This window comes from Salmonella sp. 32010601201800023SM, assembly GCF_017572235.1.
GTDB lineage: Bacteria > Pseudomonadota > Gammaproteobacteria > Enterobacterales > Enterobacteriaceae > Salmonella > Salmonella enterica.
The window spans coordinates 116,118-132,284 of record NZ_JAGEQS010000004.1; the positions used below are offsets into that span (position 1 = coordinate 116,118).

14 protein-coding genes are annotated in these 16,167 nt (G+C 54.0%); 2 read left to right on the plus strand and 12 right to left on the minus strand.

All coding sequences use genetic code 11. The features are described 5' to 3' along the window. Both J4617_RS13745 and J4617_RS13750 read right to left on the minus strand, forming a co-directional pair. Positions 1-1,422, minus strand: a complete 1,422-nt coding sequence (locus J4617_RS13745; RefSeq protein WP_000072512.1) for an APC family permease — start codon at positions 1,420-1,422, stop codon at positions 1-3. Between the two features lie 90 nt (positions 1,423-1,512). After that, positions 1,513-2,910, minus strand: a complete 1,398-nt coding sequence (locus J4617_RS13750; protein WP_000132306.1) for an alanine racemase — start codon at positions 2,908-2,910, stop codon at positions 1,513-1,515. A 210-nt stretch (positions 2,911-3,120) separates the two neighbouring features. Between J4617_RS13750 and J4617_RS13755 the strand changes: the two genes are divergently transcribed. After that, positions 3,121-4,548, plus strand: coding sequence for a sigma-54-dependent Fis family transcriptional regulator (locus J4617_RS13755; RefSeq protein WP_000168925.1), 1,428 nt, complete (start codon positions 3,121-3,123; stop codon positions 4,546-4,548). Positions 4,549-4,583: 35 nt separating this feature from the next. Here J4617_RS13755 and purF read toward each other — a convergent pair whose 3' ends face one another. From purF to pdxB, 9 genes are all read right to left on the minus strand, one after another. Continuing rightward, on the minus strand, positions 4,584-6,101 hold the full coding sequence (gene purF / locus J4617_RS13760; protein WP_000334205.1) for an amidophosphoribosyltransferase: 1,518 nt from the start codon (positions 6,099-6,101) through the stop codon (positions 4,584-4,586). Between the two features lie 37 nt (positions 6,102-6,138). Next, a complete protein-coding gene (gene cvpA, locus J4617_RS13765; protein WP_000262102.1) occupies positions 6,139-6,627 on the minus strand; it encodes a colicin V production protein in 489 nt (162 codons plus the stop codon). A gap of 311 nt (positions 6,628-6,938) precedes the next feature. Continuing rightward, positions 6,939-7,613 carry a cell division protein DedD gene (dedD, locus tag J4617_RS13770; RefSeq protein WP_000157036.1) on the minus strand — a complete coding sequence of 225 codons (675 nt, stop codon included), beginning with the start codon at positions 7,611-7,613 and terminating at the stop codon, positions 6,939-6,941. After that, positions 7,603-8,871, minus strand: a complete 1,269-nt coding sequence (gene folC / locus J4617_RS13775; RefSeq protein WP_000792276.1) for a bifunctional tetrahydrofolate synthase/dihydrofolate synthase — start codon at positions 8,869-8,871, stop codon at positions 7,603-7,605. The genes dedD and folC overlap by 11 nt, the downstream gene beginning before the upstream one ends. Before the next feature lie 67 nt (positions 8,872-8,938). After that, on the minus strand, positions 8,939-9,853 hold the full coding sequence (gene accD / locus J4617_RS13780; RefSeq protein WP_000118383.1) for an acetyl-CoA carboxylase, carboxyltransferase subunit beta: 915 nt from the start codon (positions 9,851-9,853) through the stop codon (positions 8,939-8,941). A 149-nt stretch (positions 9,854-10,002) separates the two neighbouring features. Next, a complete protein-coding gene (locus tag J4617_RS13785; protein WP_000364318.1) occupies positions 10,003-10,662 on the minus strand; it encodes a DedA family protein in 660 nt (219 codons plus the stop codon). Between the two features lie 48 nt (positions 10,663-10,710). Then, the gene (gene truA, locus J4617_RS13790) at positions 10,711-11,523 is read right to left on the minus strand and encodes a tRNA pseudouridine(38-40) synthase TruA (RefSeq protein ID WP_000016631.1); all 813 of its coding nucleotides are present in this window, start codon (positions 11,521-11,523) and stop codon (positions 10,711-10,713) included. Next, a complete protein-coding gene (locus J4617_RS13795) occupies positions 11,523-12,536 on the minus strand; it encodes an aspartate-semialdehyde dehydrogenase (protein ID WP_001289141.1) in 1,014 nt (337 codons plus the stop codon). Before J4617_RS13795 ends, truA begins: the two co-directional genes overlap by 1 nt. Positions 12,537-12,603: 67 nt before the next feature. Continuing rightward, positions 12,604-13,740, minus strand: coding sequence for a 4-phosphoerythronate dehydrogenase PdxB (gene pdxB / locus J4617_RS13800; protein ID WP_000699176.1), 1,137 nt, complete (start codon positions 13,738-13,740; stop codon positions 12,604-12,606). A 103-nt stretch (positions 13,741-13,843) separates the two neighbouring features. Between pdxB and flk the strand changes: the two genes are divergently transcribed. Beyond that, positions 13,844-14,845 (plus strand): flagella biosynthesis regulator Flk, encoded by a 1,002-nt coding sequence (gene flk / locus J4617_RS13805; protein WP_000553397.1) that lies wholly within the window; start codon positions 13,844-13,846, stop codon positions 14,843-14,845. Here the strand turns inward: flk and J4617_RS13810 are convergent. Next, positions 14,842-16,020, minus strand: a complete 1,179-nt coding sequence (locus tag J4617_RS13810) for an MFS transporter (protein WP_000127720.1) — start codon at positions 16,018-16,020, stop codon at positions 14,842-14,844. The genes flk and J4617_RS13810 overlap by 4 nt on opposite strands. Positions 16,021-16,167: the final 147 nt, after the last annotated feature.

Sequence of the window (16,167 nt, forward strand, 5' to 3'; positions counted from 1 at the left end):
TTATTTTCCTCCCGCCATGCTTAAACGGGCATTACGTTTCTGCGCCCGATGGTAAATGTACTCCGCGACGACAACCGCCAGCACGGCTCCGCCAATAATTTTCCCGGCGTACTGGAAATATCCGCCCATATCAATTTGAGAAGGCGGAATAAATAACAGCGCAACGGCAAAGGCGATAGAAAGAAAGCCCAGCGCGGGTAAAATAGCCGGTAAAACCTTGCCCGGAATTTTAAAACTTCTTGGCGTATCCGGCTGGGTCTTACGTAAACGCCAGAACGCCGGGAACATCACCAGATAAGGAATAAAATAGGTGATGGTCGTTAGCGCCGTTAACATCCAGTAAGCCGCCGCAACGCTTGGCGAAATAAAAGTCGAAAAACACAGGACCGTGACAATAATCGCCTGTACAGTCAAGGCAAAGGCGGGCGTTTTCCACACCGGATGTAATTTGCCGATTCGGTCCCCCAGCAGATTATCTTCACGCGAGGCTTCCTGGAGCATATAAATCGGCCCCACCAGCCAGGAGTTAATCTGCCCGAGAGCGCCAAAAAACATACAGATGGCCATAACAGGAATTAACCACGGCATATGCAGCGTGTCCGCAGCAGCATGCATAGCCTGCATGACGCCTGCCACGATGTCGGTTTTCCCTGCGGGTAAAAGCGTGTTTAGCGCCCAGGTGCCGACCATATAGATCCCAACGATAACGGCGGCGGAGACGGCCATCGCTCGCGGAAAATCACGCTGTGGATTACGGGTACGCCCGGCAATCATCGGGGCGACCTCCAGTCCGGCAAACGCAAACATCATGCTGGATAAGAAAACGATCGTATCCCAGTGCCCGAGATCCGGAATCCAGTTTTTCGCTGTAGTGTAGTCCGTCTGCATCTGGTGTCCGGTACATAGCCATACCACCGCCAGTAAAATGAGGATGGCGGAGGGAATAAATACGCCGCACCAGGCGCTGATGCTATTAATAATTTTTGTCCATTCCATCCCGCGGATATTCATCAGCGTTAATAGCCAGAAAATTACCGCGGAACCAATACCGATAAACGCTTTATTTTCCGCCAGGCCGCCGCCGATCATATAGCCCAACGCGGTAAAGCCGAATTGCAGCATTAATGGGAAAAACAGTACGCAGGAAAATAGAAAACAAACCACGACAATCCATGCAATACGTTTACCAAATGCCTCTTTAATCCAGACAAATATCCCGCCATCTTTCGGCCAGCCGGTTGACAGCTCGCCGCATACCATCGCTAAAGGAAAAAACAAGCAGAATGCGGCTATCACCCATAACAACATGGCCGATGCCCCGTAAGGCGCCACGTTAGGGATTTGCCGCAAACTCAGAATAGCGATGACATTCATAAAGACAATGTCTTTGATGCCAAGTAAGCCAGAATTCGTGTTACTCATGGCCATCTCCTGTTATGCATTCAGGCATCACTGCCCTCTTCTTATCATCTGACGACGGGCTTCAGCATGAAACTGAAGCCCAAAACAGTATTAATAAATGTCGTACTTGACCATATCTTCGTAACTGTCTTCCCGACGAATCAGACGCGTCTCACCATTTTTATCGATCATCACCACGCCCGTGCGCGGACGGTTGTTATAAACGGTTTGACTTTCAATGGTGTATGCCCCGGCATCAAGAAACGCGACAATATCGCCAACATGAGTCTCCTTCGGCAGTAAAAACTCTTCGCCTTTCACTCCCATGTGGAAATAATCTCCGCCATCACACAGCGGCCCGGCTAATTTTATCCAGGCGTCGTGCGCTGCCGTCATGCGAGAGGCGTTATAGACATAAAAGAACCAGTCAAAATGCTGGCTGTCAGAGAGTACGCTGTAACCAGCGTCGACAAATTTCCATTCAACGTGGCATTCCACATTGCCGTTAAGATCGTAATTTGTTTTACGTTTTTCGCAGGAGACTTCCGTAAGTAAAACCGCCGCCGACCCGGTCACTTTACGTCCCGGTTCAATACATATTTCCACATCGGTACGCCATTTATGCACTTCGCGAATGACCGCATCGGCAAAATCCTGGGCGGTAATACCGGCATACATATTATCTTTTAACGGGTCGCCATTCTCGTCGTCATATTTATAGGGAACCGGAATTCCGCCGCCCACGTTGATCAAATCAAATTTAATACCAAGCACCTCTTCCAGGCGACGGGATTCATCCACCAGCACTTTAGTCGCTTTTGCGAAAGGCTCTGACTCCGGCACCTGATCGCCCACATGCATATGCAAGCCGCGCAAATGCACATAAGGCATCGCCAGAATGCGGCGGCAGGTTTCTTCCGCCTGTTCCAGGTCGAGACCCGACTTCGCATGGAAAGCGGTAACCAGTTCCGCATGCGTCGCCGAGGGAACATTCGGCTCTACACGGACGCAAACATTGGCGACTTTCTTCAGCTTGCGAGAGATGGCATCAATATGTTCCAGCTCATACAGGCTATCAACATTAATAAGATACAGATCGTTAGCGATGGCATATTCCAGATCGGCAGGCTTTTTCACCACGCCGTTGAAGACGATCTGATCGCCGCGAAAGCCTATCTCCAGACACTTGCGAACCTCATATTGTGAGTTTGCCTCCGCGCAAATTCCGGCGTCACGAATGGCTTTCAATACCCCCATGACCGAGCAGGTTTTTGACGCAAAGAAGGTTTTGGTATTTTTATGCGCCGCAAATGCCTGCTGGATTTCATGAATGTTACGAATAATCTCCGGCTCAGAAAACACATAGAACGGCGTGGGGTACTGGCGCGCCAGAGCGTCCAGATCGACCCCTTCAAAACACAAATGACCGTCTTTGTGCTGGAAACGGCGATCGCCGTTGATTACCTGCTCACGTAGCTGGTTGTAATTCTGCATAATCGAGTCAGTCATAACGCCCTCTGCTTAATGTTTATGGTAAAAATCCGCATTCTTTACAGGGATAAGGCAAAAGGCATGCCACTATTTTTTATCAAAATAATCAATTACTTATAAAAATAAGCTTTTTCTCATTTTCGTCATTGAGTTTGCTATTCATCACAACGACGAAAATTCGTCACTTTTATAATGACAACATGAACAATAGATATGAGGAATGCATATATGGCATCCACCAATCAGGAGCTGGCCTCGGCGCTCAGGATGTTTTCCCGCTTTTTCGATTTGATTCATCAGCCGTTGGCCGTCATTAATGAGCGTGGTGAATACGTTTACTACAATCAGGAAAGCGCGGATCTGGACGGCTACAGCATTGAACGGGCAATGGGAAAACATATGCTGGATGTCTATCCGGGCATGAAAGAGACGCAAAGTACGATGCTTTCATCGTTAAAAAAAGGCGTGGAATACATTGGCCATTATCAAATTTATTACAATGCGCGAGGCCAGGCCGTTGACTATCAGCACACCACCGCGCCGCTCTATGCAAGCGATGGCGGCATGGTCGGCGTTATCGAAATCGGCAGGAATATGTCCGGCGTCAGGCGGCTCCAGGAGCAGGTGGTAGAACTGAACCAACTGCTGTATGCCGATCACCATGAGAAGCACCATGCCATTATTACCGAAAATCCGGAAATGCTCAGTAATATCGCCAAAGCCAAACGGCTGGCCGCCAGTAATATTCCGGTGACGATTGTCGGGGAGACGGGAACGGGTAAGGAGCTATTTTCCCGCCTGATACATCAATGCAGCAAGCGGGCGAATAAGCCATTTATCGCCCTGAACTGCGGCGCTCTACCGCCTACGCTTATCGAAAGTACGCTTTTCGGCACCGTGCGCGGCGCCTATACCGGCGCGGAAAATAGCCAGGGCTATCTGGAACTGGCAAACGGGGGAACGCTCTTTCTTGATGAGCTGAACGCCATGCCGATAGAAATGCAAAGTAAGCTGCTGCGATTCTTGCAGGATAAAACCTTCTGGCGGCTCGGCGGACAACAGCAACTCCACTCTGATGTCAGGATCGTTGCCGCCATGAACGAAGCGCCCGTCAAATTAATTCAACAAGAACGCCTGCGGGCAGATCTTTTTTATCGGTTGAGCGTCGGAATGTTGACGCTACCGCCGCTGCGCGCCCGCCCGGAAGATATTCCCTTACTGGCGAATTATTTTATTGATAAATACCGTAATGACGTGCCGCAGGATATTCACGGATTAAGCGAGACGGCACGTGCTGATCTGCTCAATCACGCCTGGCCGGGTAATGTCAGGATGCTGGAAAACGCGATTGTACGCAGCATGATCATGCAGGAAAAAGACGGGCTGCTGAAACACATCATTTTTGAACAGGACGAGTTAAATTTAGGCGTACCGGAAACCGCGCCGGAAAATCCCCTTCCCTCGTCACCCGATCCACAGTATGAAGGGTCGCTGGAGGTACGGGTTGCCAACTACGAAAGGCATTTAATAGAAACCGCGCTGGATACGCATCAGGGGAACATTGCCGCCGCGGCCCGTAGCCTTAACGTATCCCGCACCACGTTACAGTACAAAGTACAAAAATACGCTATTCGCTTCGGCGTGGTGCGTAATTGACATCAGCCAGCGGCATCGCGCCGCTGGCAAAGCCATTAGCCTTCGTTATGCATTTCCAGGTTTTCCATTTCGTTCTGGAACAGCACCGCTTTGGCGTCGTCATTACGTAATGAATCCAGGAAGTCGAGGTATTGCTGGTCTACGTCTTTGGTGACATATACCCCGTTAAATACCGAACATTCAAACTGCTGGATATCCGGATTTTCCGCGCGTACGGCTTCGATCAGATCGTTCAGATCCTGGAAGATAAGCCCGTCTGCGCCGATAATCTGCCGAATCTCATCCACCTCGCGACCATGCGCGATCAGCTCATTGGCGGTCGGCATATCAATGCCATAGACGTTGGGGAAACGAATTTCCGGCGCGGCGGACGCCAGATAAACCTTCTTCGCGCCGGCTTCCCGGGCCATCTCGATGATCTGCTCTGATGTGGTGCCACGCACGATGGAATCATCCACCAGCAGGACGTTCTTATCGCGGAATTCCGCGCGATTAGCATTGAGCTTACGGCGCACGGATTTACGGCGTAGCTGTTGGCCCGGCATGATAAAGGTACGTCCCACGTAACGATTTTTGACAAATCCCTGGCGGTACGGCTTGCCGAGAATACGGGCAATTTCCAGTGCGATATCGCAGGAGGTTTCCGGGATAGGGATCACGACGTCGATGTCCAGATCCTCCCATTCACGAGCGATTTTTTCGCCAAGTTTGGTGCCCATATTCACACGAGCGCTGTAGACGGAGATTTTGTCGATAAAGGAGTCCGGGCGAGCAAAGTAAACGTACTCGAACAGACAGGGATTACTGACCGGATTATCCGCGCACTGGCGCGTGAACAGTTGCCCCTTTTCGGTAATATAGATAGCTTCGCCTGGCGCAACATCGCGCAGGAATTCAAAGCCCAGCGTATCCAGCGCCACGCTTTCAGAAGCGACCATATACTCCGTACGACCATCGCCAACGTCACGCTTGCCCAGCACTAACGGGCGAATGCCGTGCGGATCGCGAAAAGCCACCATGCCGTGGCCGATAATCATCGCTACGCAGGCATAGGCGCCGCGGATTTGACGGTTAGTCGCGGCAATCGCGGCAAAAATATTGTCGGCTTCCAGCGGATAGTGACGGAAGTTGTCGAGCTCGCTGGCGAAAATATTGAGCAGGATTTCGGAATCGGAGGTGGTGTTGATATGACGGCGCTTTTCTTCAAACAGCTTTTTACGTAGCTCGTGCGCATTAGTCAGGTTGCCATTATGGGCCAACGTGATGCCATACGGCGAGTTAACGTAAAAAGGTTGCGCTTCCGAAGCGCTGGAGCTGCCTGCGGTAGGGTAGCGTACATGGCCGATCCCCATGTTGCCCTGCAAACGCTGCATGTGGCGAGCTTCAAAAATATCGTTCACCAGCCCGTTTGCCTTACGCAAGCGGAAGCAGTTATTCGCATCAATGGTGATGATACCGGCAGCATCCTGACCACGATGCTGGAGCACTGTTAACGCGTCATAAATCGACTGGTTGACCGGCATAACACCGGCGATACCGACAATACCGCACATACGTCATTTTCCTCGTTAAGCCACATCTCAGAACCTGTTACGTCCTGGGCAAGAAACTCGACGAGCTTTGCAGATAGTCAAAGAACCATCTGATGATGAAGCTGAACTGCGGGATGAGCTGCGATTTGCTCCAGTCTTCGCTTTTCGACAAGCCGGTAAAGGTATCAAGGAAGAACAGAATGGCGGCGACAATCAGCGCGCCTCGCAGTGCGCCGAAACAGATCCCCAACACCCGGTCAGTTCCCGACAGGCCGGTCTTTTCTACTAGCTGACCTATCACAAAATTCACGATAGCGCCGACGATAAGCGTCGCGATAAACAGTACCGCGATAGCAATCCCATTACGAACCAGTTCGTCTTCAAAGCCCGTAAACCAGACAGACAGGTAAGTGTAGTAGTGACTGGCGACAAAGAAAGCACAACCCCACGTCACCAGCGATAACGCTTCACGAACAAAGCCGCGGATCAGGCTAACCAGACAGGAAAAAGCAATCACCGCGATAATGGCGTAATCAATCCAGACCATAGATGTCCCACGATTTTACGCCCTGTCGTCCTGTTCGGGGCGCATTCTAACAGAAAAAGAAAACGTTTGCGTAGGGATTTCCTTCCCACGCGTAAATAAAAATGGCGCTGAAAAAATATTCAACGCCATCACACTTTTTATCTCTTCGGGCACGACCAGAAGAGCTGCCATCGGCCTGATAAGCGCAGGATACCAGGTTTATTCCTTCTGCCGGATGACGGCGTAAACGCCTTATCCTGCCTACAGAACTTCGGCTATTTACCAGGTGAACACCGTAGGCCTTAACGCTGCGCGCTCAGGCAAAACGCGCCTTAGTTCGGGCTATATCCCATCACCACGCCGCTTAACCCGGAAATCTGCTTGAGCTCGCCAAGCGATCCTTTCATCTTATCTTTCGACGCATCCGGCCCGACGAGAATACGGGTTATTTTACCCTGTACCGGCGTTGAGGGGGAAGTATAAACCCGGAACCCGGCGGAACGAAGCTTGCCGACTATCTCGTTGACTTTATCCGCATTTTTCAGCGCGCCCAACTGTACGACATAGGCTTTGCCGGTCGGCGCAGGTTTATCGTCGGTAGCCGGTTGCGGCGCGGGCGTCGGCGTGGAAGCGGCGACAACCGGCTGTTGCGGTTTAGGCTGCGGCTTCGGCTTTTCAACCGGCTTCGGTTTAGGCGTCTCCACCGGTATCGGATCAAGCTCGACATTGTTAGACGCCATGCGCGACGGGTCCAGCGATGGCGCTGCCGCATCTCCCGCCCGCACCTCTTCAGCCGCCCCTTCCGGCGGCTGTGTCGGCAGCGCCTGCGTTGCGGCCGGCATCATATCCGGCTCATCGCGGTCGCCAGGCTTCGGTACCAGTGGAATCGCAGCAAATTCATCCTGATAATGCTTTTTCTGTCCGTCCAACAGACCGGGAAGCACAATAACCCCCAGCGCGACTAACACAATCGTGCCGACTAAACGATTCTGAAACTTACTCGCCACCGATTCTCCCCGCGTCTATCACTTCCATAACATGTGCGACGGTGTGGAACGATCCGCACACCAGCACGGTATCTTCTGGCTGCGCCGCGTCGATAGCGGCCTGCCATGCCTGCACGACGCTATCATAGACATTCCCTTTCCCCAGATGTTCCAGAAGTTGTTCCGCCGTCGCGCCGCGCGGCCCCTCTAACGGAGCACAATACCAGTCGTCAACCACGCTTTTCAACCAGGCTAACGTGCCGGCGATATCTTTATCATGCAGCATACCAATCACCGCAAGCACGCGCCCGCGTTTCGGCAACATTTTCAGACGACCCGTCAGGTATTCCGCCGCGTGGGGATTATGGGCGACATCAAAGATAACGCGCGGCGACTCACTCACGATTTGAAAACGTCCCGGCAAGGTAGCCTGCGCAATACCGTCGCGAATCGCCTGCTCGTCAATGTTCAACCTGCTGGCGCGCAGCGCGGCCAGAGCGGTGGCGGCATTCGGCTGAGGAACCTGCGGCAACGGCAGTCCGGCAAGCGTGCCGTCACCATCGGTAAACGCCCAGTGGGTCGCTGTCACCTCATAACGCCAGTCAACGCCACGACGCCGCAACAGCGCGCCGGTCTCCTGCGCGACATCCGCGATGGTTGCCGGCATTTCCGGTTCGCCGACGATAGCGGGTTTTTCCGCGCGAAAAATCCCGGCCTTCTCGCGGCCGATACTTTCGCGATCCGGCCCCAGCCAGTCAGTATGGTCAAGCGCGATGCTGGTAATTACCGCTACATCGGCATCCACAATGTTCGTGGCGTCCAGGCGCCCGCCCAACCCGACCTCCAGAATCACCACGTCAAGGTTAGCCTGTTTAAACAGCCACAATGCCGACAACGTGCCATATTCAAAATAGGTCAATGAAATATCGCCGCGTGCCGCTTCTATTTCCGCAAAGGACGCGGTATGCGCGGATTCCGCTAATTCTTTCCCCTGCACGCGCACGCGCTCGGTGTAACGTACCAGATGAGGCGAACTATAGACGCCCACACGGTATCCCGCCGCGATTAACACCGACTCCAGCGTGCGACAGGTCGTACCTTTGCCGTTGGTTCCCGCAACGGTAAAAACGAACGGCGCAGGCTTGAGGATGTCCAGACGCGCTGCCACCTGGCTTACGCGCTCAAGGCCTAAATCGATACTCTTGCTGTGCAGGTTTTCCAGATAAGAAAGCCACGAGGCCAGGGGCGACGCAGCTTGAGGTATAGATTTGTTTTTCATTGTTTCCGCTGCTTCTTTACGGTGAAAAGCAAAAGGGCAGAGCCTGCGGCCCTGCCCTTTTCAGTTATCAGGCCTCAGACTCCTGATCCGGCGCCGGAGGCACCACCACGCCTTCACGCGGGGCGTCCGGGTTCGGCGCGGGCAGATTCATCAGCTTCGCCAGAATGCTCGCCAGCTTCAGGCGCATTTCCGGGCGGCGGACTATCATATCAATAGCGCCTTTTTCGATCAGGAACTCACTGCGCTGGAATCCTGGCGGCAGTTTTTCGCGAACGGTCTGTTCGATAACGCGCGGGCCGGCGAAGCCAATCAGAGCTTTTGGCTCGGCGATGTTGAGATCGCCCAGCATCGCAAAACTGGCGGAAACGCCGCCCATTGTCGGATCGGTCAATACCGAAATGTAGGGCAGACCACGTTCCTGCATTTTAGCCAGCGCCGCCGAGGTTTTCGCCATCTGCATCAGCGACATCAGCGCTTCTTGCATACGCGCGCCGCCGGAAGCAGAGAAACACACTAACGGACAGTTGTCTTCCAGCGCCTGTTCAACGGCGCGAACGAAGCGTGCGCCAACGACAGACCCCATTGAGCCGCCCATGAACGCGAATTCAAACGCGGCGGCGACAACCGGCATACCGTGAAGCGTCCCTTTCATGACCACCAGCGCGTCTTTCTCGCCGGTTTCTTTCTGCGCGGACGCCAGTCTGTCTTTATATTTTTTGGAGTCGCGGAACTTGAGCACGTCTTTTGGCTCCAGCTCGCTACCCAACTCCACAAGGGAACCTTCATCTAACAGGCTATGCAGGCGATTGCGCGCCGACATGCGCATATGATGGTCACACTTAGGACAGACCTCAAGATTACGTTCCAGCTCAGCGCGGTATAAAACCTGACCGCAGCTATCACACTTGGTCCACACCCCTTCAGGAATGCTAGCCTTGCGGGTGGGAGTAATGTTGCTTTTAATTCGTTCAATCCAGCTCATTGGTGACCTTTCTGCCTGAACCTTAGTCAGCTTTATTATAAGGGGCGCATAATGCCATTTTTGCCCCCAACAGACCATGAATGTTGCACATTAAAACATAACAGCCCGAAACTTTGGATAAAAAAGTGGTCGAACCGCTGAGTTACTTTCTATTTTGCGGCACGCGACGCAGCGCGCTTATGCCGGACAATCTCAATGACGCCAGGTAATATCGAAACCACGATAATCCCCACAATCAGCAACTTAAGGTTATCCTGAATCAACGGTATCGTACCGAAGAAATAACCGGCGTAGGTAAAGAGCAGCACCCACAGCAGCGCGCCGATGACGTTATAGGCGGCAAAATGCCGATAGGACATGTGCCCCATCCCTGCCACAAACGGCGCAAAGGTTCTGACGATCGGCACGAAGCGAGCGAGAATGATAGTTTTACCGCCGTGTTTTTCATAAAACTGGTGGGTTTTATCCAGATAACTACGGCGGAAAATTTTCGAATTCGGATTACTGAACAGTTTTTCGCCGAACAGTCGACCAATCGTGTAATTTACCGCATCGCCGACAATTGCGGCGATCAGCATTAACGCCACCATGACATGCACATTGAGATCGTTGGTTTCCAGCGAAGCCAGCGCCCCGGCGACAAACAGCAGCGAGTCGCCCGGCAGGAACGGCGTGACGACCAGGCCGGTTTCACAAAACAGAATCAAAAACAAAATAGCGTACACCCAGACGCCGTACTCCGCGACCAGCTCCGCCAGATGCACATCGATGTGCAGAATAAAATCAATAATAAAGTAGATCAGGTCCATATTTGTCTTTGCCTTTCTACCCGACACGTTTCGGGTGTGCGATTCGGATTAGTCCGCCAGAAATAGCGGGCCCATTGGCGGTTTTGGAAGGTCAAACCGGTCAGGGTAATCCACCGCAACCAAATATAGCCCTTCCGCCTTCGCCGTTGCCGCCGCCAGCGTTCTGTCCCTGGCCGCTAACAGCTCTGCGATCCAGCTCTCCGGCTGGTTGTGAGCGCCTACTTCCAGCAGGCTGCCGACAATATTCCTGACCATATGATGAACAAAGGCATTCGCTTTGATATCGACCACCACATAAGGGCCGTGGCGGGTAACGTTGATGTGCATCACATTACGCCACGGCGTGCGCGACTGGCACTGCACCGCGCGAAACGAGGTAAAATCATTTTCGCCAAGCAGACACTGCGCCGCGCGATGCATCCGCTCTGCATCCAGCGGCTCATAGTAATGCGTCACGCCTTTTGCTAATACCGCAGGACGCAGTCGATGATTGTAGATGATATAGCGATAACGGCGAGCCGTAGCGCTAAATCGCGCGTGAAAATCATCCGGTACAGTTTTCACCCAGCGCACGGCAATGTCACCAGGCAAATTCGCATTTACCCCCAGCGTCCATGCCGCATCTTTGCGCAATGCGGTCGTTTCGAAATGGACAACCTGCCCGGTGCCGTGAACGCCGGCATCGGTACGCCCGGCGCAGAACACGTTAATAGGTTCATTTGCCACCTGCGAGAGCGCTTTTTCCAGCTTTTCCTGCACGCTGCGCACTTCATTCTGACGCTGCCAGCCATAATACTTGCTGCCGTCGTACTCAATACCCAGCGCAATTTTATAGACCGGCGATGATTGCTGTCCGGACATCAGTACAGATACTCCTGCACCAGCTTCTCCGCAATTTTAACGGCCATCAGCGCGCCGCCGAAACGCACGTTGTCCGCCACTGACCAGAACTGAATTTGTTCCGGCATACCGTAATCATTATGCACACAGCCAATAGAGAGCTGTGGATTGCCGGAAGCGTCGCCCACCTGCGTCGGGTAATCCGTCTCTTCTGACAGTACGATATCTTCACCGCGGGAAAACGCCTCGCGCGCCTCTTCCGCCGCCAGCGGACGGAGCGCTTCAAAGCTCACCATCTGCGCATGGCCATAGAACACTGGCGACTGCACGACACTGGCGGAGATCATCACGCCATCGTCCTGCAAAATTTTACGCACTTCATCGACGATACGACGTTCCTGGCGCACGCTGCCTTCACGATCCGGCAGCAGCGGCAGCATATTGAACGCTAACTGGCGGCCAAAGAAATCATCTTCATCAATCGGTATGCCGTTAAGCAGCTTCGCACTCTGTCCAGCCAGCGCATCGACCGCTTTTTTCCCCTGTGCGGACGCTGATAACATACTGGTGACGGCGATGCGCGACAGTCCCCCCTGATCGATTAACGGCTTGAGCGCCGCCAGCAGTTGACTGGTCAGACTATCGGCGACCGCAATCACGTTACGGTTACGGTAATCCGCCAGTACATACGGGTTAACTTCCGGCACGACCAGCGGCACATCAGGCTCCAGCGCGAACAGACCGCTGGAATCTATCACCAGGCAACCTGCATTAGTCGCGTCGTCTATCCAGGCAGCCGATGCCTCTGCGCCGGCAACGAAAAACGCCAACTGCGCCTGCGTCCAGTCAAAGTCCGCCGCATCCTGGACAATGACCGACTTGCCACCAAAACGGAGGTGCTCGCCGGCGCTTTCATGACGCGCCAACGCATAAATTTCACCGACCGGGAACTGGCGTTCAGCCAGTGTTTCAAGCAGGGCTTCGCCTACGGCGCCCGTTGCGCCCAGAATGGCAATGTTCCAGCCTTCAGACATGGTGATTTACTCCAGAAATACATAAGCGTCCCTGTCGCATTATTCGACAGGGAGCATTAAGAAGACATTAATGTGCCGGGTGATGAACAGCGTTAAAACCTAGCTTACACAACAAGGCGGCTGCCGTTTCGTCATCACACATCACGTATAAAGACGACCATTCACGGCGCTCAAGATAATTTTTACGCAATTTATCAAATTCACCCGGAATTCCAGCGACTTTACGCAGCGGCGCATCGTCGCGGCGCACATCATACACCAAATGCGCCAGTCTTTTCAGCGTCGGTTGATCCAGCGGGCCATGAAGCGTAATACGACCAAACTCAGGCGCAGGCAGTAATGTCTCCAGCGCGACATGCTGCTCGCGGCCAATAAACGCGCTATACGCCTCAAAGACCTGAGTGGTGCCGCGCGCTTTGCCTTCCAGCGTATAACCGGCAATATGCGACGTGCCGATATCCACGGCTTCCAGTAGCGCGACGTTAAGATCCGGTTCGCCCTCCCACACATCAAGCACCACGCTCAGCGGCTGCCCGGCATTAAGTCGCGCCAGCAACGCGGCGTTATCCACCACCGGACCGCGGCAGGCGTTAATGAGAATGGCGCCGGGTTTCAGTCGACGGATCAGCGTCTCATCGGCCAGATGCAGCGTTTTGTACGGTCCGTCTTTATAGAGCGGCGTATGGAAAGTCAGGACATCCGCTTCCTGCACCAGCTCATCCAGCGTACGAAAATCACCCTCGTCCCCGCGTGCGGCGCGTGGCGGATCGCACAGCAACGTGCGGATACCCAACGCTTCAAGCCTGGTCTGTAGCCGGCTTCCGACGTTACCCACGCCGACAATCCCTATAGTGCGATCGCGTAACGAAAAGCCGTCACGTTCGGCCAGCATCAACAGCGCGGAAAACACATACTCCACCACGGCGATAGCATTACAGCCGGGCGCGGCTGAAAAACCGATGCCCGCCTGCTTCAGCCATGCCTCATCCACATGATCGGTGCCTGCCGTAGCAGTACCAACGAAGTTAATCGGCGTGCCGCTCAGCAGCGATTCATTCACTTTCGTGACCGAACGCACCATTAACGCATCGGCATGGTTCAATTCTTCAACGGGGATCGGGCGACCCGGCACTGCCTTTACCTCACCCAGGCGGCTAAATAATTCGCGGGCGTAAGGCATATTTTCATCAACGAGAATTTTCACGACTGTCGTACCTGTTTGAGAACGAGAGTTAACCGGACAAGTGTGCCATAATCTGGCCGCCAGGCATATATTGCTCAGATTTATGGTTAAAGGATAATTAATTATGCATCCCATCTCCGGCGCCCCTGCACAGCCTCCAGGCGAAGGGCGTAATCCTCTTTCCGCTGCGAGCGAGCAGCCGCTTTCCATGCAACAGCGTACGGTACTGGAAAGGCTGATCACGCGCCTGATTTCACTGACCCAGCAGCAAAGCGCGGAAGTATGGGCCGGAATGAAACACGATCTGGGGATAAAAAATGACGCGCCGCTACTGTCGCGCCACTTCCCCGCCGCTGAACAGAATCTTACCCAGCGTCTGGGCGTAGCGCAGCAAAATCATGCCAATCGTCAGGTGCTTTCACAGCTAACAGAGCTGCTTGGCGTCGGGAATAATCGTCAGGCCGTCAGCGATTTTATCCGTCAACAATACGGTCAAACCGCGCTTAGCCAGCTTACGCCCGATCAACTCAAAAACGTGCTGACGCTCCTGCAACAGGGGCAGCTTTCCATTCCGCAGCCGCAGCAACGTCCGGCAACGGATCGGCCATTATTGCCTGCTGAACATAATACGTTGAATCAGTTGGTGACGAAGCTGGCAGCCGCGACCGGCGAGTCAAACAAACTTATCTGGCAATCAATGCTGGAACTCTCCGGCGTGAAAAGCGGCGAGCTCATTCCGGCAAAGCAGTTTACCCATCTGGCGACATGGCTACAGGCGCGGCAGACGCTGTCACTACAACACGCGCCTACGCTACATACGCTTCAGGCTGCGTTAAAACAACCGCTTGAGCCGGACGAACTCACAGCGATCAAAGAGTATGCCCAGCACACTTATCAAATTCAGCCGCAAACGGTGCTGACCACCGCCCAGGTGCAGGATTTACTTAACCATATTTTCCTGCGTCGCGTAGAGCGGGAGACTGATGAGCTGGAACCGCTCTCTATTCAACCCATCTACCGCCCGTTTGCGCCGATGATTGAAACCGTGAAAAATCTGTCTGCGCGGCCAGGCCTGTTGTTTATCGCGCTAATAATTGTACTGGCGCTTTTCTGGCTGGTTTCTTAACCACGCCGGAACGATAATATCGTCACCAGGATGCCAACCACAGCGGAGATCGCTCCCGCGAGGAATACGGAAGGATAGCCGCATGACGTGGCCAGCATGCCCGCCAGCGGGCCGGTAACGCCGTAGGAGATATCCTGAAACGCGGCGTAGCCGCCGAGCGCCGTACCGCGTACCTGTGCAGGTACGCGTTTCACAACCTCCACGCCCAGCGCCGGGAAAATCAGTGAACACCCTGCCCCGGTGAGCGCCGCGCCTACCAGCGCTATCCAGGCCGTCGGCGCCAGCCACAAGAGCAGCAACCCTGCCGTCTCAACCAGCAATGAGACAACGGCGACCTTCACGCCGCCAAAGCGGTCCGGCATCCAACCGAACAATATGCGCATCAGTACAAACGCACCGCCAAACGCGGTCAGGGTGAATCCCGCCATCGTCCAGCCATTGCTGACAAAATAAAGTGAAATAAACGTACCGATGACGGCAAAGCCCACGCCCTGCAATGCCAGGCCCAGGCCCGGTTTCCAGATAAGCCCGACCACGCTCCACAGTGAAGGTCGCTCCCCCGTATACGCAGGCACTTTACGCACGGTGCCGTTGAATGCCCAGGCCAGCAGCGGTAAAACCATCGTCGTCCCCGCCAGCGCCGCGAAGCCAAAGTGGCTATGGATCAGCAAGCCCAACGGCGCACCGGCCGCCAGCGCACCGTAAATCGCCATCCCGTTCCACGACATCACCTTACCGGAACGCGTTGGGCCAACCAGCCCCAGTCCCCAGGTCAGGGTTCCGGTCAGCAGCTGGCTTTCGCCAAATCCGAGGATCAAACGCCCGACAATAAGCAGCGCGAATTTTATCGGCGCGGAAACCGGCAACAGCGCGGCCAGGAGCCAGGCGGCGCCCGCCAGCCCGCAGGCAAACATCCCCTGTAACGCCGATCGTTTAGCGCCATATTGATCCGCCAGCCGTCCGGCATAGCCGCGCGTCAGTACCGTCGCAAAAAACTGAATGCCCACGGCGATCCCAACCATCGTATTGCTATAGCCCAGTTCGTGATGAACAAAAAGCGGGATGACGGGTAACGGCAGGCCGACCGTCATATAGGTCAGGAAAACCGCAAAGGCGATGCGGAACAGCGAAAAATTCGCAGACGGGGTCGTTGTTTTTTGGCTAACTGCTGTCATGCATTACTCCAGAATGCAGAGTAAGGCGGGGAAAGGCCACGCCCCCCTCTACCTGAACGTCAGGATTAAGGTGCGTTGGATAACGTTAAACGCTTACGCATTATCGGAAGGATAATGTAGAGAGTGAAGTCTGCCTGTGAGACGCGA